Source organism: Mycobacterium lehmannii, assembly GCF_002245535.1.
Taxonomy (GTDB): domain Bacteria; phylum Actinomycetota; class Actinomycetes; order Mycobacteriales; family Mycobacteriaceae; genus Mycobacterium; species Mycobacterium lehmannii.
Genome location: NZ_NKCN01000003.1, coordinates 242,476 through 261,224 on the forward strand (window position 1 = coordinate 242,476; position 18,749 = coordinate 261,224).

Here is an 18,749-nt window from a genome sequence, read left to right on the forward strand (position 1 = left end):
CGCGCCTACAGTTCAGGAGCGTCGCATGTCGGTGAATCCGGGAGACGTCGGGAGATCAGCGGGCGCCGGGGTCGGCGTCACCGGGGCCAACCACTCTCCTGGACTCGACGACGAGACCGTGGGGCGACTCGCGCGGGCCTATCTAGAGACCTACCGGGGCCCACACGCCGACGCCCCCGCCGCCGATTCCACGGTCACCATGCCGGTGACAGCGACGGCGCATCAGGTCGTCACGCCGAACCTCATCGCCGCGCATCACCGGCTCGGTCGCTTCCGCCCCTACGGCGATACCCGCGTCGAGGTGTACCGCGCCGACGACCCGGCCGGGTTCGGCCCCGCACTGCAGATCGTCACCGACAACTCCGCGATGGTGATGGACTCGGTCACGGTGCTGCTGCACCGCTTCGGCGTCGCCTACACCGCGATCATGAACCCGGTGCTGCGGGTACACCGTGCGCGCGCAGGCGAACTGCTCGATGTCGCGCCGGCCGCTGAAGCCGGCGGGTCCCGCGACGGGGTGTTCGAGGCCTGGATCCATGTCCAGCTCGCGGCGACCGTCGACCCTAAGGCGCTCGCTCAGGTGGCGCAGATGCTGCCGAGCGTGCTCGCCGATGCGCGTCACGTCGCGCTCGACACCGGCGAGCTATCGTCGACGCTGCGCCGGTTGGCACATGACGTGGCCACCGACACCGGCGGCAGGTTCCGCGGACCCGACCGCGAGGACGTTGCCGCGCTGTTGCGATGGCTGGCCGACGGGCATTTCGTGCTGCTGGGCTACCAGCGGTGTTCGATACAGGACGGTCGGTCGTCGGTCGATCCGTCCAGCCGGCTGGGGGCGCTTCGGTTGCGCCACGACGTGCTGCCGCCGCTGACCGACGACGACGACCTTCTCGTGTTGGCGCAGGCCACCATTCCGAGCTATCTGCGATACGGCGCCTACCCTCACATCGCGGTCGTCCGCGAACAACACGGACCGACCGTCATCGAACACCGCTTCGTCGGCTTGTTCACGGTGGCGGCCATGAACGCCAATGTTCTTGAGATTCCGTTGATCTCACGCAGGGTGAACGAGGCGCTGTCGCTGTCACGCAACGACCCCAGCCACCCCGGACAACTGCTGCTCGACATCATCCAGACCATCCCTCGCGCGGAATTGTTCGCCCTGTCGGCGCAGGACGTGCTGGACATGGTGAAGGCCGTCGTCGACCTCGGATCCCGCCGGCGCACGTTGCTGTTCATGCGTGCCGATTCCCTCGCGCAGTTCGTCTCGTGCCTGGTGTACCTGCCGCGCGACCGTTACACCACCGCCGTGCGGTTGGAGATGCAGGACATCCTCGTGCGCGAACTCGGCGGGGTCAGCATCGAGTACACCGCTCGAGTCAGCGAATCACCTTGGGCAGTAGTTCATTTTGCGGTACGCATGCCCGACGGCGCCGGCGCCCGTGACATCGACACATCCCCGGCCAACGAGTCGCGGATCCAGGATCTGCTCACCGAAGCGGCGCGCACCTGGGGCGACCGGTTGATCGGCGCGGTGAAGACGGGTTCGATCAATCAGCGCACGGCCCAACACTATTCCGCCGCCTTCCCCGAGGCCTACAAGCAGGCGGTCGCGCCACTCGACGCGATTGATGACATCGCGGTCATCGAAGACCTGCAGGACGGTTCGATCCAACCCGTGCTCACCGATCTCGAGGAAGGCACCGCGCAGCTCACGTTGTATCTGGGTGGGCACTCCGCGTCGCTGAGCGATCTGCTGCCGATGCTGCAGTCGATGGGCGTGGTGGTTCTCGAAGAGCGACCGTTCACCGTCGAACGGCCTGACGGGCTCGTGGTCTGGATCTACCAGTTCAAAATCTCACCGCACAAGTCGATCCCGCAGATCGAGTCCGAATCCGAACGAACCGGAACCGCCACGCGTTTCGCCGACGCGCTGACCGCGATCTGGCACGGCCGCGCCGAGACCGACCGGTTCAACGAGCTGGTGATGCGGGCCGGCCTGAACTGGCAGCAGGTCTCGGTGCTGCGCAGCTATGCGAAATACCTGCGGCAGGCGGGTTTTCCGTACAGTCAGTCGCACATCGAGGCCGTCGTCAACGACCACGCCAAGACCGCCCGTTCGCTGGTCGAACTGTTCGAGGCGCTGTTCTGTCCGTTCGAGGACGAGCACGAGGACGCCCCGAAACGTCGTGACGCCCAGGCGGCCGCGGCGGCGGTGAGCGCCGACATCGACGCACTGGTCAGCCTGGACACCGACCGCGTGCTGCGGGCGTTCGCGTCGATGATCCAAGCGACGCTGCGCACCAATTACTTTGTCAGGCGGCAGGAGTCGGCTCGGTACGAGGACGTGTTGTCTTTCAAGCTCGATCCCGGCCTGATCGACGAATTACCGCTGCCGCGACCGAAGTTCGAGATCTTCGTGTACTCGCCGCGGGTCGAGGGTGTGCACCTGCGGTTCGGTTACGTTGCGCGTGGCGGCTTGCGCTGGTCGGACCGCCGCGAGGACTTCCGCACTGAAATCCTCGGACTGGTCAAGGCGCAGGCCGTCAAGAACGCGGTGATCGTGCCTGTCGGCGCCAAGGGCGGTTTCGTCGTCAAGCAGCCGCCGACTCCGACCGGAGATGCCGCCGACGACCGCGAAGCGCAACGCGCCGAGGGTGTGTCGTGTTACAAGCTGTTCATCGCCGGTCTGCTCGATGTGACTGACAACGTCGACAAGGGGTCCGGACAGGTCACCCCGCCGCCGGATGTGGTGCGCCGCGATGGCGACGACGCCTATCTCGTTGTCGCCGCCGACAAGGGCACCGCGACGTTCTCCGACATCGCCAACGAGGTCGCCAAGTCCTACGGCTTCTGGCTCGGCGACGCGTTCGCCTCGGGCGGTTCGGTGGGATATGACCACAAAGCCATGGGCATCACCGCCAGAGGCGCGTGGGAGTCGGTCAAGCGGCACTTCCGCGAAATGGGTGTCGACACCCAGTCGGAGGACTTCACCGTCGTCGGTGTCGGCGACATGAGCGGCGACGTGTTCGGCAACGGCATGTTGCTGTCCAAGCACATTCGCTTGCTGGCCGCCTTCGACCACCGCCACATCTTCATCGACCCCGATCCCGACGCGGCGCGTTCGTGGGAGGAGCGCAAGCGCCTGTTCGAGCTGCCGCGGTCGAGCTGGGAGGACTACGACTCCTCGCTGATCAGCGAGGGCGGCGGCGTCTACAGCAGGGAGCACAAGTCGATCCAGATCAGCTCGCAGGCCCGCGCCGCTCTGGGCATCGACGACAACGTCGATGAGCTGACCCCTCCCAACCTGATCAAGGCGATCCTGAAGGCGCCCGCCGACCTGTTGTTCAACGGTGGTATCGGCACCTACATCAAAGCCGAATCCGAATCCGACGCCGATGTCGGCGACCGTGCGAACGATCCGGTCCGGGTGAACGGAAACCAGTTGCGGGCCAAGGTGGTCGGTGAGGGCGGCAACCTCGGCGTGACCGCGCTTGGGCGTATCGAGTTCGACCTCGCCGGTGGCCGCATCAACACCGACGCGCTCGACAACTCGGCTGGGGTGGACTGCTCCGATCATGAGGTCAACATCAAGATCCTGATCGACTCGCTGGTCACCGCGGGCAAGGTCAGCCCTGAAGACCGCACCGAACTGTTGCTGTCGATGACCGACGAGGTCGGCCGGCTGGTGCTCAGGGACAACGAGGATCAGAACGATCTGATGGGCACCAGCCGCGCCAACGCGGCAAGCCTGCTTCCGGTGCACTCGCGCATGATCAAGGCCTTCGTCGCCGACCGCGGCCTCAACCGTGAACTCGAGGCGCTGCCGTCGGAGAAGGAGATCCACCGCCGCACCGACGCCGGAATCGGTTTGACCTCACCGGAACTCGCCACGCTGATGGCTCACGTCAAACTTGCGCTGAAGGCCGACGTGCTGGCCAGCGAGCTGCCCGATCAGGAGGCGTTCGCCTCCCGGCTGCCGTGGTACTTCCCTGAGAAGCTGCGTGAGCCGTTCGCCGCGGAGATCCGGTCGCACGAACTGCGCCGCGAGATCGTCACCACCATGCTGGTCAACGACGTCATCGACACCAGCGGAATCACCTACGTGTACCGCATCAGCGAGGACGCCGGGGTGGGCCCACTGGACGCTGTGCGCAGTTATGCCGCGGCCAACGCGATCTTCGGGATCAACGACATCTGGCGGCAGATCCGCGCAGCGGGGGACGACGGTGTTTCGGTTGCGGTGACCGACCGGATGACCCTGGATCTGCGGCGGCTGGTGGACCGGGCCGGGCGCTGGCTGCTCAACTACCGTCCTCAGCCGCTGGCGGTAGGTGCCGAGACCAACCGGTTCGCGGCCAAAGTCGCGGCATTGACACCGCGGATGTCCGAGTGGCTGCGTGGTGAGGACGAGGCCATCGTGGCCAAGGAGACCGACGACCTCACCTCGCGCGGAGTCCCCGAGGATCTGGCGTACGAGCTGGCCACCGGGCTGTACCAGTTCAGCCTTCTCGATATCATCGACATCGGGGACATCGTGGAGCGCGAACCCGACGAGGTGGCCGACACCTACTTCGCGCTGATGAACTACCTCAACACCGATACCCTGCTCACCGCGGTGTCGCGGCTCGAGCGTGACGACCGCTGGCATTCGTTGGCGCGGTTGGCGATTCGGGACGACATCTACGGGTCGCTGCGCGCTCTGTGCCTGGACGTGCTGGCGGTGGGTGAACCTGAGGAGACGGGTGAGGAGAAGATCGCGGAATGGGAGACGACGAACGGTTCCCGGGTCGACCGCGCCCGTCGCACGCTCGACGAGATTCATGAAAGCGGTCAGCACGACCTCGCGACGCTGTCGGTGGCGGCGCGTCAGATTCGCAGCATGACACGGACCAGTGGAACGGGGACTTCTCGATGACAGGCGCTGATCTCGCGCGCACCACAAGTGGGGCGACGTTTGTCGCGCCGGTCCATGTGCGGTGGTCGGACATCGACATGTATCAGCACATCAACCACGCCACCATGGTGACGATCCTCGAGGAAGCCCGGATTCCGTTCCTGCGAGAACCGTTTGGCCCGGAGATCGAGACGATCGGCTTGCTCATCGCCGAGGTCAACATCGCGTACAAGGCCCAGCTGCGGCTGATCGATTCGCCGCTGCAGGTGACCATGTGGTCGAAGCGCGTGCGCTCGGTCGATTTCACCGTCGGCTACGAGGTGCGATCGGTGGGCGCGCCGCCGGACTCGAAGCCGGCGGTGATCGCGGACACCCAGTTGGCCGCTGTGCACATCAAAGAACAGCGGCTGCACCGGCTTTCGCCGCAGCAAAAAGAGTATCTGCAGCGCTGGACACGATGACGCGATCCGAGCGGGGCCTCTGGCTGACCGAGCTACCGCATCGCGGAGACCTGGCGACATTCGCCGAGCGGGCTTTGCGTCTCGACGAAGCCGCGGTGATCAGGTTGCGTCAACGGTCCGATGATGTGCTGGTCGCCTGGGTCGCAACGGGATTCGATGTGCTGGCCAGCCGGGTGGTCGAGGGTCGGGTCAATCCGCCGGATCTTTCCGCGGGCGCCGACACTCTGGTCGAGGGGCTGCGGACCATCGACGGTACCGGCTTCGTCGAACCCGGCTTCGCGCTGGATTCCGCCTGGCGCGGAGCGCTTCCGCCGGACTCCGGCTTCGTCCACCTCGACGATGTACCCGCCCGCGTCGTGCTCGACTTGGCGCAGCGCGGTGGGGAGTTGGCCAAAGAGCACTCCAGCAGTCACGGTCCACCGGTGTCGCTGCTGGACCAGGAGGTCGTCGCGGTCAGTTCGGGCGACGACAGCGTCGGTATCCCGATGAGGTGTGTATTCGCTTTGACGGCAATGGGTTTCCTGCCGCAGTCGGGATCAGCGGTAGGAGCTGATGAGATCGTACGGGTGCGGGTGACGCCGACGTGGCTGCGCGTCGACGCGCGGTTCGGTTCGGTGTACCGCCGCCGCGGCGACCCCGCCGTCGTCCTGCGCTGACCTTTCTTCCCGTCAGTGACCGTGTTTGCACAGCGACACGCCGCTACAGGAGTACATTTTCCGGTCGCTCGCGCCACCGCGAGCGCGCATCGCTAGACCAACCACGCCGCGCTGTCGGGCGGCAGGGCGCCGTCGGACACCTCCGCGCTCGCCAGCAGCACCTGACCCTCCGGCAGCGGTATCGGCCGCGAGCCGGCGTTCAGCACGCACACCAACCCGCCGGTGCGGTGAAACACCAGGCTGTCGGCGGGCGAGTCCAGCCACTCGACCGTCAAACCGTCGAATTCGGCACGCTGTGAACGCAATTCTAAAGCGCGACGGAATAACGCCAGCGTCGACGACGGATCCGCCAACTGCTTCTCAACCGTCAGCGCCGACCATTCCGGAGGGATCGGCAACCAGGTGTCCGGGTTGTCGGAGAACCCGAACGGCGGCGCATCGCCCTCCCACGGCATCGGAATCCTGCTGCCGTCGCGCCCGCGGCGGGTGTGCCCGGAACGCTCCCACACCGGGTCGCGCAGCGCCTCGTCGGGGAGGTCGGCGTTCGGCAGACCCAATTCCTCACCGTTGTAGATGAACACCGGCCCCGGCAGCGCCAGCATGACCAGCGCCATCGCCTTGGCGCGGGCCAAGCCGACGGCACCGCCGCCGTAGCGGGTGGGCACGCGGTCGACGTCGTGGTTGGCCAGCGTCCACGTCGGGATGGCGTCCACCAATTCGGCTGCGGCCATTGAGTTCTCGATCGCGTGACGAATGTCGGCGGCGTCGAACGCCGCGCGCAGGAGCCGGAAGTTGAAGCCCAGATGCAGTTCGTCGGGACGCACGTAGCGTGCGAACTGCTCGTTGTCGTAGACCCAGACCTCGCCGATCGCAACGGATTCCGGATAGTCGTCGAACACTCGCCGGATCCGGCGATGGATCTCGTGCACGCCGTCGTTGTTGAACCGGGGATCGTCGTCCATCTCGGCCAGCAGCATCTCGCGTCCCACAATCGTCATGTCGGGAAGCCCGGGCGGCTTGGCCATCCCGTGCGCGACGTCGATGCGGAAGCCGTCGACGCCGCGGTCGAGCCAGAACCGCAGCGTCCGTTCGAGGTCGTCGAAGACCTCGGGGTTCTCCCAGTTGAGGTCGGGCTGCTCGGCGTCGAACAGGTGCAGATACCACTGGCCGGGGTTGCCGTCGGCTTCGGTCACCTGGGTCCACGCAGGCCCACCGAACACCGACAGCCAGTTGTTGGGAGGTTTCGAACCGCCGGGCCCGGTGCCGTCGCGGAAGATGTAGCGCTCGCGCTGCCGGCTGCCCGGGCTCGCGGCAAGAGCCGCCTGAAACCACGGATGCGCGGAGCTGGTGTGGTTGGGCACCAGGTCCATCGTCACCTTCATGCCCAGGTCATGGGCGGCGGCGGTGAGCCGGTCCAACGCCGCCAGGTCGCCGAACAGAGGGTCGACGTCGCGCGGGTCGGCCACGTCGTAGCCGTTGTCGGCCATCGGCGAGACCATCACCGGGTTGAGCCAGATCGCGTCGACGCCGAGCGCCTCGAGATAGTCCAGGCCGGATGTCACCCCGTCGAGGTCGCCGACCCCGTCACCGTTGCTGTCGCGGAACGAGCGCGGATAGACCTGGTAGAACAGCGCGTCAGACCACCAAGAATTCGTCATCAGAACGGCGCGTTCACCATCGAATGGGCGGCCATCTCGAGGTAGGCCAGCAGCTCTTTGCGGTGCTCGTCGTCGAGGGTGTCCGAGTCGATCTCCGCGACCGCGGTGTGCATACACCGCAGCCACGCGTCGCGTTCGATGTAGCCGATCCGGAACGGGGCGTGGCGCATCCTCAACCGCGGATGCCCACGCTGGTCGGAGTAGGTGCGGGGGCCGCCCCAGTACTGCTCGAGGAACATCCGCAGCCGCACCTCGGCCGGTCCGAGGTCCTCCTCGGGGTAGAGCGGACGCAGGATCTCGTCCTCGCGGACCAACTCGTAGAACCGCGCCACGATCACGCGGAACGTCTCGTGGCCACCGACTTCGTCATAGAACGACCTCTGTGGCTGTGTCACGCCGACCATTGTTCCTTGTTGCTGGATTCACCAGGTCAGGCGGGCGCACCACCCGATGTTCACCTGACTGACCTGCGAACACGTCGAGAATTGTCGTGCGATTCACAGGAATCCGTGGTGAACTGTCGGACGGAGGACGTATGGCGCATCGCAAGAAAGGCCCGTCCAAAAGGGCCGGCCAGCGGAGTCACGGTGCCGCGACCGCCCTAGCCGGGTCGGTGGTACCGGGCGCGCAGGCACGCGTCCTCCACAGCGTCGACATCCATCCGCCGAGTACCACCGAGGGGTCGATCTGGGGTCGTCGCCGTGTGCTGCTGCTGAACTCCACCTACGAACCGTTGACCGCTCTGCCCATGCGGCGGGCGGTCATCATGTTGATGTGCGGTAAGGCCGACGTCGTGCATGACGATCCCGGCGGGCCGGTCATCCACTCGGCGACGCGATCGATCGTGGTGCCCTCGGTCATCCGGTTGCGCTCCTACGTCCGGGTGCCGTACCGGGCGCGCATCCCGATGACGCGCGCGGCGTTGATGCACCGCGACCGGTTTCGCTGCGCCTACTGCGGGAGCAAGGCCGACACCGTCGACCATGTGGTTCCGCGCAGCCGCGGGGGAGTGCACTCGTGGGAGAACTGCGTGGCGGCCTGTTCGTCGTGCAATCACCGCAAGGCCGACCGGCTGCTCACCGAGCTGGGGTGGTCGCTGCGCACGGTGCCCGTTCCGCCGAAGGGCCAGCACTGGCGGCTGTTGTCCAGCGTCAAGGAACTCGACCCGTCATGGGTCCGATATCTGGGCGAGGGCGCGGCGTAAACGCGGCTGGTATACGGTTTGCGACGTGAGCACCACAACGACAATCCTGCTATTGACCTTGGTGCCGCTCGGGCTGACGGCTGTGCTTGCCCTGATGATCTGGAGCAAGAAGGGCCCACACCCGGCGAGCTACAAGATGTCCGACCCTTGGAAGCACGCCCCGATCCTGTGGGCGTCCGACGAGCCCGCCGACCACGGGCACGCGACCGGACGCAGTGTGGCCGCCGACTCGGCGGCCCACGGCGGAAACGTGGGTGAACACCAGTCCAACGCGGTGACGATTGGAGGCGGCGCCAGTGGCAAGTGGTGACGTTGCGGTAACCGGCCATCGGGCCGCGCTCGAGCACACCGACCTCCCGATGGGTTGGGTGGTCACCTCCAGCGGCCGGATCTCCGGTGTCACGCAGCCTGGTGAGCTGTCGTTGGACTACCCCTTCCCGACCAAAGACCTGGTGTTCCTCGACGACGCGCTCAAGTACGGCTCGCGGGCTTCGAAGGCCCGGTTCGCGGTGTACATCGGCGATCTCGGCGACGACACCGCGGCCACCGCGCGCGAGGTCCTCGCTCAGGTGCCCACCCCGAACAACGCCGTGCTGCTGGCCGTCTCGCCCGATCAGCACGCGATCGAGGTGGTCTACGGCGCCGACGTCAAGGGGCGCGGTATCGAAGAGGCCGCACCGCTGGGCGTCTCCGCGGCGGCGGCGTCGTTCAAAGAGGGCAACCTGATGGACGGGTTGATCAGCGCGGTGCGGGTGATGAGCGCCGGCGTCACCCCGGCCTGACCGCACCCTCCGTTGTCGCGCGAGAGTGCGTGTCTGAACACGACACGCCGCGCCAGAGCAGCGTTATGCGCACGTTCGCGGGCGCGTCACTGTGCATCGAGTGCGAGCTCAGCACGAATTTCGACGTAACGCTCGAGGAAGCGCTGCTCGTCGAGACGCTTGCGCCGCAGCCACGCGGTGACCTCGTCGTTGCACTTGCTGGTGTTGCACGAGGCGCACGCCGGTACGACGTTGTCGATGGTGTACCGGCCGCCGCGGGAGATCGCCATGACGCAGTCGCGTTGCAGCGCTCGATCCGTCGCGCCGCAGTAGGCGCAGCCCTTCCACGCGTCTTTCAACGCTTGCCACTGTTGCGCCGTGAGGTCGTTGTCGACGGCGCCGAGTCGACGCTTACGCTTGCGGGCCGCCCTGGCCCGGCGAGTTCTGCTGACCGCCACGCGCTCAGCATGCACCGCGAGCGACCGCTCTTGTACGGCCCGACGCGGCGTGTCGGCGTACTGACACGGTCGCTCGCGCCGAAAAGGGGAGGTGCTCAGGTGACGTCGAAGGCGCGGGCGCGTAGGGACCGCTCTACGCCGGCTCGGCCCTCGATGACCAGACGCCGTAGCGGGGGCGGCACATCGGGGTCGGCGAGGAACTGGTCGGCGGCGGCCAGCCCGTCCTCGCTGATGTCCCACCCCGGGTACAACCCGATGACCACGGTCTGGGCGACCTCGCTGGACCGCCGCTGCCACACGCCCGCGATCGCGCCGAAGTACCTCTCGCGGAACGGCGACAGCAGCGCCTGCTGACCGGGCTGAACGAAGCCGCCGATGATCGCGCGCGCGGTGATGTTGGCCAGCGTGTCGTCCTCGATCACCTGCTCCCACGCCGCTTCCTTGACCGCCAGTTCGGGTCGCGCGGCCGACGCTGCGGCGGCGTGCCGTCGTCCCGCCGCGGTCGGATCGCGTTGGGCCTCGGCGTCGATGAACGGCGTCTGCATGCCCTCGGAGTCGACGGCGCCCGCGGCGGCGAGTGCGGTCACGATGCGCCACCGCAAGTCGGTGTCGACGACCAGACCGGGCAGACCCTTGAGCGCGGGGTCTTCGTCCAGCAGCGCCGAAAGCACCTCCACATGCCGCGGACTGAGCACCGATCCGCACAGCGCGTTGACGTAGGCCAGTTGGTGATCGGAGCCGCCCTCGGCGCCGCGGGCCAGGTCGAGCAACCGGTCGGCGAACTCGGGCCAGCCCGACGAGCGCGCCCACTCCGGGTCGGCGTAGGAGTTCAGGGCCGTCTGGGCCTGCAGCAGAAGCCGTTGCAGCACACCGACTTCGGTCTCGGCGTGCACACCGCCGCATACCAACGACACGAAGTCGCGGGCCTTGAGCTCGGCCTCGCGTGTCATCTCCCACGCCGCCGACCACGCGAGGGTGCGCGGCAGCGGCTCGGCGATGTCGGCGATGCGCGTCAGCACCGTCTGCAGCGAATCCTGGTCCAGCCGCAGCGAGCAGTACGTCAGGTCGTCGTCGTTGACCAGGATCATCTTCCCGCGTGGAACACCGTGCAGCGCAGGCACGTCCGTGCTCGAACCCTCGATGTCGAGTTCCTCGCGATGCACCCGCACCAGCTTGCCGGAGCCGTCGTCGTCGTAGATTCCGACCGCGAGGCGATGCACCCGGGTCTCACCGGCGCCGGGCGCAGCCCCGCTCTGGTCGATGGCGAACCGGGTGAACCGGCCCTCGGCGTCGAGGTCGAAGTCGGGTCGCAGCGTGTTGAGCCCCGTCGTCTTGAGCCACTGCTGTCCCCATCCCGACAGGTCGCGCCCCGAGGCCTTCTCCAGCGCGCCCAGCAGGTCACCGAATGTGGCGTTGCCGAACGCGTGGTCGCGGAAGTAGTCGCGCAGGCCGGAGAGAAACTCCTCCTCGCCGACGTAGGCGACCAGTTGCTTGAGGACGCTGGCGCCCTTGGCGTAGGTGATCCCGTCGAAGTTCACCTCGACGGCCGCCAGATCGGGGATGTCGGCGGCGACGGGATGGGTGGAGGGCAGTTGGTCCTGACGGTACGCCCACGACTTCTCCACGTTCGCGAACGTCGTCCACGCCTCGGTGTACTCGGTGGCTTCTGCCTGGCACAGCACCGAGGCGAACGTTGCGAAAGACTCGTTGAGCCACAGGTCATCCCACCACTGCATGGTGACCAGGTCGCCGAACCACATGTGCGCCATCTCGTGCAGGACGGTCTCGGCGCGCCGTTCGTAGGAGGCTCGGGTCACCTTGCTGCGGAAGACGTAGTCCTCGAGAAACGTCACCGCCCCGGCATTCTCCATCGCGCCGGCGTTGAACTCCGGTACGAACAGCTGGTCGTACTTACCGAACGCATACGGGATGCCGAAGTTGTTGTGGTAGAAGCCGAATCCCTGCTTGGTCTCGGTGAACAGCCGTTCGGCGTCCATGAACTCGGCCAGGGTCTTGCGGCAGAACAACCCCAGCGGAATGTCGCCGTGGTCGTCGCTGTAGACGTCGTCCCAGCGCGCATACGGGCCCGCGACGAGCGCCACCAGGTACGTGCTCATCCGTGGGGTCGCGGCGAAGGTGTGTCGCTTGGCTGTACCGGCGTCCTCGACGCTGACGGTGGCGCCGTTGGACACGACCTCCCAGTGCGACGGCGCTGTCACCGTGACGTCGAAGGCCGCTTTGAGATCCGGTTGGTCGAAGCACGCGAACATCCGCTTGGCGTCAGCGGTTTCGAATTGTGAATACAGGTACACCTCGTCGTCGACGGGGTCGACGAAGCGGTGCAGGCCCTCTCCGGTATTGGAGTATCGGCAATCGGCATCGACGACGAGGACGTTGTGAGCGGCCAGTCCCGTCAGCGGGATGCCGGTCGATTCGTCATAGCCCGACACGTCGATCTCGCGACCGTTGAGGGTGGCGCTGTGGATCGTGTCGGCCGCGATGTCGATGTAGGTGTCGGCGCCGGGAAGGGCGTCGAATTCGACGGTCGTGGTGGACCGGAAGGTGCGCTCGCCGGGCTTGCCGGTGCCGTCGGTCAGGTCGAGTTCGACGCGGTAGCTGTCGACGGTGACCAGAGCGGCGCGTTCGACGGCTTGGTCACGGGTCAGGTTGGGAAGTGCCACGCGACCAACCTATAGCCCGCGTCGCCCGAGGGCGCGTCGCACGTGCTGCGTCAGAAACCCGGGATGGCCCGCGCCGCGGGCAGCCAGTCCATCACGGTGCCGTTGCCCACTGACGCCAACATCTGCGGGCAGTACATCGAGATCGCGATGCCGGTGAAGAAGGCCGCGATGTCCGGCGGGATGCCGTTGTCGGACACCTGCGTGTACACCTTGGCGAGGTTCTTGCCCGGTTCGACGAGCATCGGGCAGACGGATTCCCCGAGCGCGACCATGTTCACGGGGTTGTCGACGGACATGCCTGCGCCGCGAAGTGCGGCCAGGAAACCGTCGTCGGTCGTGTCGGCTTGGGCCGGTGCGGCGAACGTCGTCGCGACCGCCGCCAGACCGACCCCCAACGCCAGAGCGCGTACTCGAAGATCAACAGGTTTATTCACTTCGGTAACGATTCTTCACATTGGTCACATCAGGAACACGGTTCGATCACCGTTTGCACTCTTAGGCGTTTCTCATATCGCGGCCTGCGAAGTGGGCCGCTATAGGCGCCGCCGCGGGGGAACACTCCAAGCGCGACCGCAGTTGTCAGGAATGGACTCTGCCCACCCCGCGCCCGGAAGGATTCGCCCATGTCCGAGAAGTCCGTCGCAGAACTCTGGTTCGACCCGCTGTGCCCGTGGTGCTGGATCACCTCGCGCTGGATCCTCGAGGTCGAGAAGGTCCGCGACATCGACGTGAGCTTCCGGGTGATGAGCCTCGCGGTGCTCAACGAGGGCCGCGACCTGCCCGAGGAGTACCAGGAGGCGATGAAGAAGGCGTGGGGGCCGGTGCGGGTCGCCATCGCCGCCGAACAGGCCAAGGGTCGCGAGGTCCTCGGCGGGCTGTACACCGCGATGGGAACCCGCATCCACAACCAGGGCAACCAGGATTTCGACGTGGTGATCAAGGAGTCGCTCGCCGAGGTCGGACTACCCGCCGAACTGGCCGAGGCCGCCACCACCGACAAGTACGACGAGGCGCTGCGCAAGAGCCACCACGAGGGCATGGACCCCGTCGGCGAGGACGTGGGCACGCCGACCATCCATGTCAACGGTGTCGCCTTCTTCGGACCCGTGCTGTCGCGAATCCCGCGCGGCGAAGAGGCGGGCGAGCTGTGGGACGCCTCGGTGACCTTCGCGTCCTATCCGCACTTCTGGGAGCTCAAGCGCACCCGCACGGAGTCGCCGGAATTCGACTGAGCGGGGCCCGGGTCGGGCCGACGGCGTCTGCCACAATGACGGCCATGCGCGTCTACCTGGGAGCCGATCACGCCGGCTTCGACCTCAAGCAGGCCATCGTCGAGCACCTGCGCAGTTCCGGGCACGAGCCGATCGATTGCGGGGCGTTCGTCAACGACCCCGACGATGACTATCCCGCGTTCTGTATCGCTGCCGCGCAGCGGACCGTCGGCGATCCGGGCAGCCTCGGCATCGTGCTCGGCGGCTCGGGCAACGGCGAGCAGATCGCGGCCAACAAGGTCCCCGGCGCACGCTGCGCGCTGGCGTGGAGCATCGAGACCGCCAAACTCGCACGCGAGCACAACAACGCCCAGCTGATCGGCATCGGCGGGCGCATGCACACCGTCGAGGAGGCGCTCGCGATCGTCGACGCGTTCGTGAGCACCCCGTGGTCGGAAGCCGAACGGCACCAACGTCGTATCGACATCCTCACTGAGTACGAACGCACCCACGTCGCGCCCCCGGTGCCCGGCGCCTAGGGATGCCGGAAGGCCACACTCTGCACAGGCTCGCCCGGTTGCACCAGCGGCGCTTCGCTCGGGCACCGGTGATGGTGTCCAGCCCGCAGGGCAGGTTCGCCGACGGCGCCGCCGCCGTCGACGGGCGGGTGCTCAAGAAGGCCACCGCCTACGGCAAGCATCTGTTCCACCACTACGAAGGTGGCCGGGTGGTGCATGTGCATCTCGGGTTGTACGGCACGTTCACCGAGTGGGCGCTGCCTGCGGGGACGGCACCACCGCCGCCGGTGGGACAGGTCCGGATGCGGATGATCGGCGCTGAGTACGGCACCGACCTTCGGGGGCCGACGGTGTGTGAGGTGCTCGCCGAACCGGAGATCGCCGACGTCATCGACCGGCTGGGACCCGATCCGCTTCGCCGTGACGCCGACGGATCGCTGGCGTGGGCCCGAATCCGGAAGTCGCGCAGGCCGATCGGGGCGCTGCTGATGGACCAAACGGTGATCGCCGGGGTCGGCAACGTGTATCGCAACGAGTTGCTCTTTCGGCACGGCATCGACCCGCACCGGCCGGGCATCCGCATCGACGAGGACGAGTTCGACGCGATGTGGACCGACCTCGTCGCGTTGATGCGGATCGGGTTGCGGCGCGGCAAGATCCACACGATCCGCCCCGAGGACGACCACGGGCTGCCCTCGTACGGGCCCGGACGGCCCCGCACCTACGTCTATCGGCGGGCGGGCGAGCCGTGCCGGCTGTGCGGCACCGAGATCCGCACGAAGGTGATGGAAGGCCGCAACCTGTTCTGGTGCCCCACCGACCAGACGTAGGCACCGCGGCTGGGTCAACGTGACGGGCGCTCCTGCGCGACAATCGGCGCGTGGAGTTGATTCTCGTCGTCGTCGGAGCCATCGTCGTCACCGCTGTCGCACACCGGCGCGGCCTCGAACCGGCCCTGGTCATCGTCATCATCGGCGCCGCTGTGTCGTTTCTGCCGGATTTCGAGCCACCCGAACTGGATTCGCACATCCTCCTGACGGTGGTGTTGCCGCCGCTGCTGTACTCGGCGGCGCTGAACTTCTCGTTCCCGACGTTCCTGCGCAACATCAGGCCGATCCTGGGCCTCGGCGTCGGGCTGGTCGTGGTGACCGCATTCGCGGTGGCGGCCTCGGCGTGGCTGGTGGTGGTGCCCCTGACGTTCGCCACGGCCCTGGTGCTGGGCGCGATCGTGGCGCCGCCGGACGCGGTGACCGCGGTCGCTGTCGGACGCAAGCTGGGCCTGCCGAGGCGGGTGATGGCGATCCTGACCGGAGAGAGCCTGATCAACGACGCCGCTGCGCTGACCCTGTTCTCGATCGCGGTGGTGCAGGTCACCGGCGGACACATCTTCATCCACAACCCGTTGCTGTTGTTCGGCTACAGCGCCGTCGTCGGGCCGATCGTGGGCGCGCTGCTCGGGTACGTGACGCTGTGGATCCGCAGGCGACTGGCCAATCCGGGATTGGAGACGGTGCAGGGCCTCGTGGTGCCGTTCGCGGCGTTCATCGTCGCCGAGGAATTGCACGCATCGGGGGTGTTGGCCGTCGTCGTCGCCGGCTTCGTGGTGGCCAACGGCACGCTGTCGGCCGGGTACCAGACCCGGCTGCAGGAACGGTATGTGTGGAACTCCGTCGACGTGTTGCTCGAGGCGTTCGTGTTCGCCTACATCGGGTTGCATCTGCGCTTCGTGCTCGAGGACCTGCAGGAGGCGCACGAGTCGCTGGCCGAGGTCGCTGTGGCGTCGCTGGTCGTGCTGGTCATCGTCTTGGTGATCCGGCCGCTGTCGGTGTTCGCCATCTTCGGGCGCAACAAGCTGTCCCAGCACGTCGAGACGCGGTTGAGCGTTCCCGTACCGGCAGGCGGAGGTCGCGGTGCGCTGGGAACCAGGCGGCGCAACAACCCGCCGGGTAAGTGGCGGTCACGCGTCGACCGGCGGTCGCTGTCCTGGCGGGAGAACGTGGTCGTGTCGTGGACGGGGATGCGCGGGGTGGTGACTTTGGCTGCGGCCGCGGCCATTCCGGCGACGACGGTCACCGGCGAGCCGTTTCCCGAGCGGGCCACCATTCAGGCCATCGCGTTCGTGGTCAGCGTCGGCACGCTGCTGCTTCAAGGCTCGACGCTGCCGATCCTGATCCGGCGGCTGCACATTTCGCGGTTCTCCGACGATCACGCGGTCGATCGCGAGGAGGAACTCAAGGCCGAACGCGTCGTGCACGACGCCGCCGATCGGGTGCTGGCCGACTTTCGGGCCAATCCGCCTGCGGGGCTGAGCTCTCGCGTGGCCGCCGAGATCGAGGCGACCATCGCCCGGCACTCGCAGGACGCCGACGAGATGCCGGACCCCGAGGCGCATACGAAGCGCTCCGAGGTGTTCGCCGCGCTGTACCGCGACGTGCTCACCCACCAGCGCGCCGCGCTGATCGCCGAACGCGACGAGGGCCGCATCGAAGACGAGGCGGTCCGCGCGATGCTCGAACGGCTCGACCTACAGGAGGCCGGGGTGTCGGCGCGTCTGGAGAGCCGGCTGTAGCAGAAGGTCAGAAGCCGCCGAAATCGCCGAAGCCGCCGCCGATGTCACCGCCGCCGCCCCAGTCGCCGCCGCCGTCACCGCCCCAGTCGCCTCCGGGATCCTGGCCTTGGTCGAGCCCCTGGTCGTATCCCTGGGCGAAGCCTTGTTCATAGCCGCTGCCGTGCATGCCGGAGAACAACGCGTCGAACAGCAGCACCGAGCCCAGGCCCCAGGCGCCGGCGACGAGCGCTGGCTTCCACCACGGCTCGGAATACCAACCCGCAGGCACCGGCCGACCCGCGACCCGGCCGCCGGGGTAGTAGTTCGGGGTGCGCTCGGATGGCGTCGGCGAGGCCTCGATCTCGCGGCCCTCGAATTCGACCTTGCGCTCCTCGGTCACCGTGCCCGCTGACCGCTGGCCGGCGAGCGTTTCGAGTTCGGGGCCGGGATCCATGCCCATCGCGACGCGAGCGGCGCGTACGTAGTAGAGGCCCTCGAGCGCGCTCTCCTTGGCGAGCAACGCCTGCTTGGCGGTGTTGGCCTGGTCGATCTGCGACCCGGCAGCGGTGTAGCGCTCGGACGCGTCGGCCAGCGCCTGCTTCGACGCGTCGTCGTTACCGGTCAGGCCGATCACCTGACCGCCGAGACGTTCGATGACGCGGCGGGCGTCGGCTTTCGCGTCCTCGAGCGAGGCGGCCTTGCGCCGGTCAGAAGCCCTCATCGCGGCGTAGGCCACGACGCCGAGAGCGACGATGACCAGGACGACGAGAACGAGCAGAACACCGTTCATAGCGCCCAGCGTACCCAGCGTGAACGCGAAAACCGGATCGCGGACGGTGTGGCCGGGCGGTCACGCGCGTTGTCCGTCGGTGCGCTGTACCGTGGCGGTCCGTGGCGGTCTCGGGCAAACCCGGTCAACCGGGCCCCCGATTTTCGTTCGGGCGTCAATTTGCGTACCGTGAACTGGGTGACGCGGTGGGTACGCAGATTCGACGACTTCCTTAACCGCCTGCTCGAACAGCATGCGCGTGAGGCAGGCGAGAGCGTCGACACGTACGTTGCCCGTGCGGTTGCGGCGCAAATGGCCACCGATTTGAGGCGCGCCAACGATCCGAACATCGCCGACCTGCAAACTCATCTTGCCGCGGTGGGCGTGCTCGACGAGGAGGCGATGCCAGACGTGTCGGCCGTCATTGCCGACCCTGACCGACTTGCCGCCCTGCACGACACCGGCTTGCTGGACTCGCCGCCGGAGGTTATCTACGACCGGATCACCCGGGCCGCGGCCGAAGCGCTCGACACTCCCTTCGCGATGGTGTCGCTTGTCGACGTCGATCGACAGTTCTTCAAAAGTGCCGTCGGTCAAGAAAGCACCTCACCGGAGGATCGGCAGACACCGATCGAGCGCTCGGTGTGTCAGTACGCGGTGGCCAATGGCGCGCCGCTGATCCTGGAGGACGCGCGGGCCGATCCGACTTTCAAGCAGCATCCCGCGGTGCGGGACGGGACGGTGGTGGCCTACCTCGGCATACCGCTGATGGACGAAGCGGGCAATGCCGTTGGGACACTGTGCGTGTACGACACCAAGCCACGCCTGTGGAGTACGGGTCATCTTCAGGTGCTCAGCGACCTCGCCGCGCTCGCCGCAGAACGCATGTTCCACTCGGGCTCCTAGCCACAGCGATGAGCGGGCCGT

At 67.1% G+C, this 18,749-nt stretch carries 17 protein-coding genes; 11 read left to right on the plus strand and 6 right to left on the minus strand.

What is annotated here, in order from left to right:
* Nucleotides 1–25 precede the first annotated feature (25 nt).
* The 3 genes from CEX87_RS05775 to CEX87_RS05785 are packed head-to-tail and all read left to right on the plus strand — an operon-like array spanning nt 26 to nt 6,014.
* Nucleotides 26–4,918: an NAD-glutamate dehydrogenase gene (locus CEX87_RS05775; RefSeq protein WP_094286334.1), complete on the plus strand. Its 4,893-nt coding sequence runs from the start codon at nt 26–28 to the stop codon at nt 4,916–4,918.
* Complete coding sequence (locus CEX87_RS05780) at nt 4,915–5,358, plus strand: acyl-CoA thioesterase (protein WP_064396911.1); 444 nt, start codon at nt 4,915–4,917, stop codon at nt 5,356–5,358. Before CEX87_RS05775 ends, CEX87_RS05780 begins: the two co-directional genes overlap by 4 nt.
* Nucleotides 5,355–6,014, plus strand: coding sequence for a hypothetical protein (locus CEX87_RS05785; protein ID WP_416171886.1), 660 nt, complete (start codon nt 5,355–5,357; stop codon nt 6,012–6,014). Before CEX87_RS05780 ends, CEX87_RS05785 begins: the two co-directional genes overlap by 4 nt.
* Nucleotides 6,015–6,106: 92 nt before the next feature.
* On the opposite strand, the gene CEX87_RS05790 is transcribed toward CEX87_RS05785, so the two are convergent.
* Together CEX87_RS05790 and CEX87_RS05795 are read right to left on the minus strand one after the other, a co-directional pair.
* Complete coding sequence (locus tag CEX87_RS05790; RefSeq protein ID WP_094286336.1) at nt 6,107–7,672, minus strand: glycoside hydrolase family 13 protein; 1,566 nt, start codon at nt 7,670–7,672, stop codon at nt 6,107–6,109.
* A complete protein-coding gene (locus CEX87_RS05795) occupies nt 7,672–8,076 on the minus strand; it encodes a globin (protein ID WP_165593302.1) in 405 nt (134 codons plus the stop codon). Before CEX87_RS05795 ends, CEX87_RS05790 begins: the two co-directional genes overlap by 1 nt.
* A gap of 131 nt (nt 8,077–8,207) precedes the next feature.
* On the opposite strand from CEX87_RS05795, the gene CEX87_RS05800 reads away from it, so the two are divergent.
* The 3 genes from CEX87_RS05800 to CEX87_RS05810 are packed head-to-tail and all read left to right on the plus strand — an operon-like array spanning nt 8,208 to nt 9,658.
* Nucleotides 8,208–8,876 carry an HNH endonuclease gene (locus tag CEX87_RS05800; RefSeq protein WP_064396907.1) on the plus strand — a complete coding sequence of 223 codons (669 nt, stop codon included), beginning with the start codon at nt 8,208–8,210 and terminating at the stop codon, nt 8,874–8,876.
* A gap of 25 nt (nt 8,877–8,901) precedes the next feature.
* Nucleotides 8,902–9,186: an aa3-type cytochrome oxidase subunit CtaJ gene (ctaJ, locus tag CEX87_RS05805; RefSeq protein ID WP_174522786.1), complete on the plus strand. Its 285-nt coding sequence runs from the start codon at nt 8,902–8,904 to the stop codon at nt 9,184–9,186.
* Nucleotides 9,173–9,658, plus strand: coding sequence for a DUF5130 domain-containing protein (locus CEX87_RS05810; RefSeq protein ID WP_064419658.1), 486 nt, complete (start codon nt 9,173–9,175; stop codon nt 9,656–9,658). Before ctaJ ends, CEX87_RS05810 begins: the two co-directional genes overlap by 14 nt.
* 86 nt (nt 9,659–9,744) lie before the next feature.
* Here the strand turns inward: CEX87_RS05810 and CEX87_RS05815 are convergent, their stop codons facing one another.
* The 3 genes from CEX87_RS05815 to CEX87_RS05825 form a co-directional block, all read right to left on the minus strand.
* A complete protein-coding gene (locus tag CEX87_RS05815; RefSeq protein ID WP_064419657.1) occupies nt 9,745–10,095 on the minus strand; it encodes an HNH endonuclease in 351 nt (116 codons plus the stop codon).
* Nucleotides 10,096–10,190: 95 nt separating this feature from the next.
* Nucleotides 10,191–12,776 carry an aminopeptidase N gene (pepN, locus tag CEX87_RS05820; RefSeq protein ID WP_094286340.1) on the minus strand — a complete coding sequence of 862 codons (2,586 nt, stop codon included), beginning with the start codon at nt 12,774–12,776 and terminating at the stop codon, nt 10,191–10,193.
* Nucleotides 12,777–12,826: 50 nt separating this feature from the next.
* Nucleotides 12,827–13,210: a DUF732 domain-containing protein gene (locus tag CEX87_RS05825; protein ID WP_198957160.1), complete on the minus strand. Its 384-nt coding sequence runs from the start codon at nt 13,208–13,210 to the stop codon at nt 12,827–12,829.
* Between the two features lie 189 nt (nt 13,211–13,399).
* On the opposite strand from CEX87_RS05825, the gene CEX87_RS05830 reads away from it, so the two are divergent.
* Genes CEX87_RS05830 through CEX87_RS05845 form a run of 4 tightly spaced genes read left to right on the plus strand, consistent with a single transcriptional unit; the run spans nt 13,400 to nt 17,074 of the window.
* The gene (locus tag CEX87_RS05830) at nt 13,400–14,008 is read left to right on the plus strand and encodes a mycothiol-dependent nitroreductase Rv2466c family protein (protein WP_094286342.1); all 609 of its coding nucleotides are present in this window, start codon (nt 13,400–13,402) and stop codon (nt 14,006–14,008) included.
* Between the two features lie 44 nt (nt 14,009–14,052).
* Nucleotides 14,053–14,526 (plus strand): ribose-5-phosphate isomerase, encoded by a 474-nt coding sequence (locus CEX87_RS05835; protein ID WP_064397403.1) that lies wholly within the window; start codon nt 14,053–14,055, stop codon nt 14,524–14,526.
* Between the two features lie 2 nt (nt 14,527–14,528).
* Nucleotides 14,529–15,335, plus strand: a complete 807-nt coding sequence (locus CEX87_RS05840; RefSeq protein WP_064396897.1) for an Fpg/Nei family DNA glycosylase — start codon at nt 14,529–14,531, stop codon at nt 15,333–15,335.
* 50 nt (nt 15,336–15,385) lie between these two features.
* Complete coding sequence (locus CEX87_RS05845; RefSeq protein WP_064396894.1) at nt 15,386–17,074, plus strand: cation:proton antiporter; 1,689 nt, start codon at nt 15,386–15,388, stop codon at nt 17,072–17,074.
* A 7-nt stretch (nt 17,075–17,081) separates the two neighbouring features.
* Here the strand turns inward: CEX87_RS05845 and CEX87_RS05850 are convergent, their stop codons facing one another.
* Complete coding sequence (locus CEX87_RS05850) at nt 17,082–17,843, minus strand: flagellar assembly protein FliH (RefSeq protein ID WP_064396891.1); 762 nt, start codon at nt 17,841–17,843, stop codon at nt 17,082–17,084.
* A 177-nt stretch (nt 17,844–18,020) separates the two neighbouring features.
* On the opposite strand from CEX87_RS05850, the gene CEX87_RS05855 reads away from it, so the two are divergent.
* The gene (locus CEX87_RS05855) at nt 18,021–18,728 is read left to right on the plus strand and encodes a GAF domain-containing protein (RefSeq protein WP_064397401.1); all 708 of its coding nucleotides are present in this window, start codon (nt 18,021–18,023) and stop codon (nt 18,726–18,728) included.
* Nucleotides 18,729–18,749: the final 21 nt, after the last annotated feature.

Coding starts and splice junctions, on each gene's coding strand:
- CEX87_RS05775 (WP_094286334.1), top strand. CDS start 26: ATGTCGGTGAATCCGGGAGACGTCGGGAGATCAGCGGGCGCCGGGGTC.
- CEX87_RS05780 (WP_064396911.1), top strand. CDS start 4,915: ATGACAGGCGCTGATCTCGCGCGCACCACAAGTGGGGCGACGTTTGTC.
- CEX87_RS05785 (WP_416171886.1), top strand. CDS start 5,355: ATGACGCGATCCGAGCGGGGCCTCTGGCTGACCGAGCTACCGCATCGC.
- CEX87_RS05790 (WP_094286336.1), bottom strand. CDS start 7,672: ATGACGAATTCTTGGTGGTCTGACGCGCTGTTCTACCAGGTCTATCCG.
- CEX87_RS05795 (WP_165593302.1), bottom strand. CDS start 8,076: ATGGTCGGCGTGACACAGCCACAGAGGTCGTTCTATGACGAAGTCGGT.
- CEX87_RS05800 (WP_064396907.1), top strand. CDS start 8,208: ATGGCGCATCGCAAGAAAGGCCCGTCCAAAAGGGCCGGCCAGCGGAGT.
- CEX87_RS05830 (WP_094286342.1), top strand. CDS start 13,400: ATGTCCGAGAAGTCCGTCGCAGAACTCTGGTTCGACCCGCTGTGCCCG.
- CEX87_RS05835 (WP_064397403.1), top strand. CDS start 14,053: ATGCGCGTCTACCTGGGAGCCGATCACGCCGGCTTCGACCTCAAGCAG.
- CEX87_RS05840 (WP_064396897.1), top strand. CDS start 14,529: ATGCCGGAAGGCCACACTCTGCACAGGCTCGCCCGGTTGCACCAGCGG.
- CEX87_RS05850 (WP_064396891.1), bottom strand. CDS start 17,843: ATGAACGGTGTTCTGCTCGTTCTCGTCGTCCTGGTCATCGTCGCTCTC.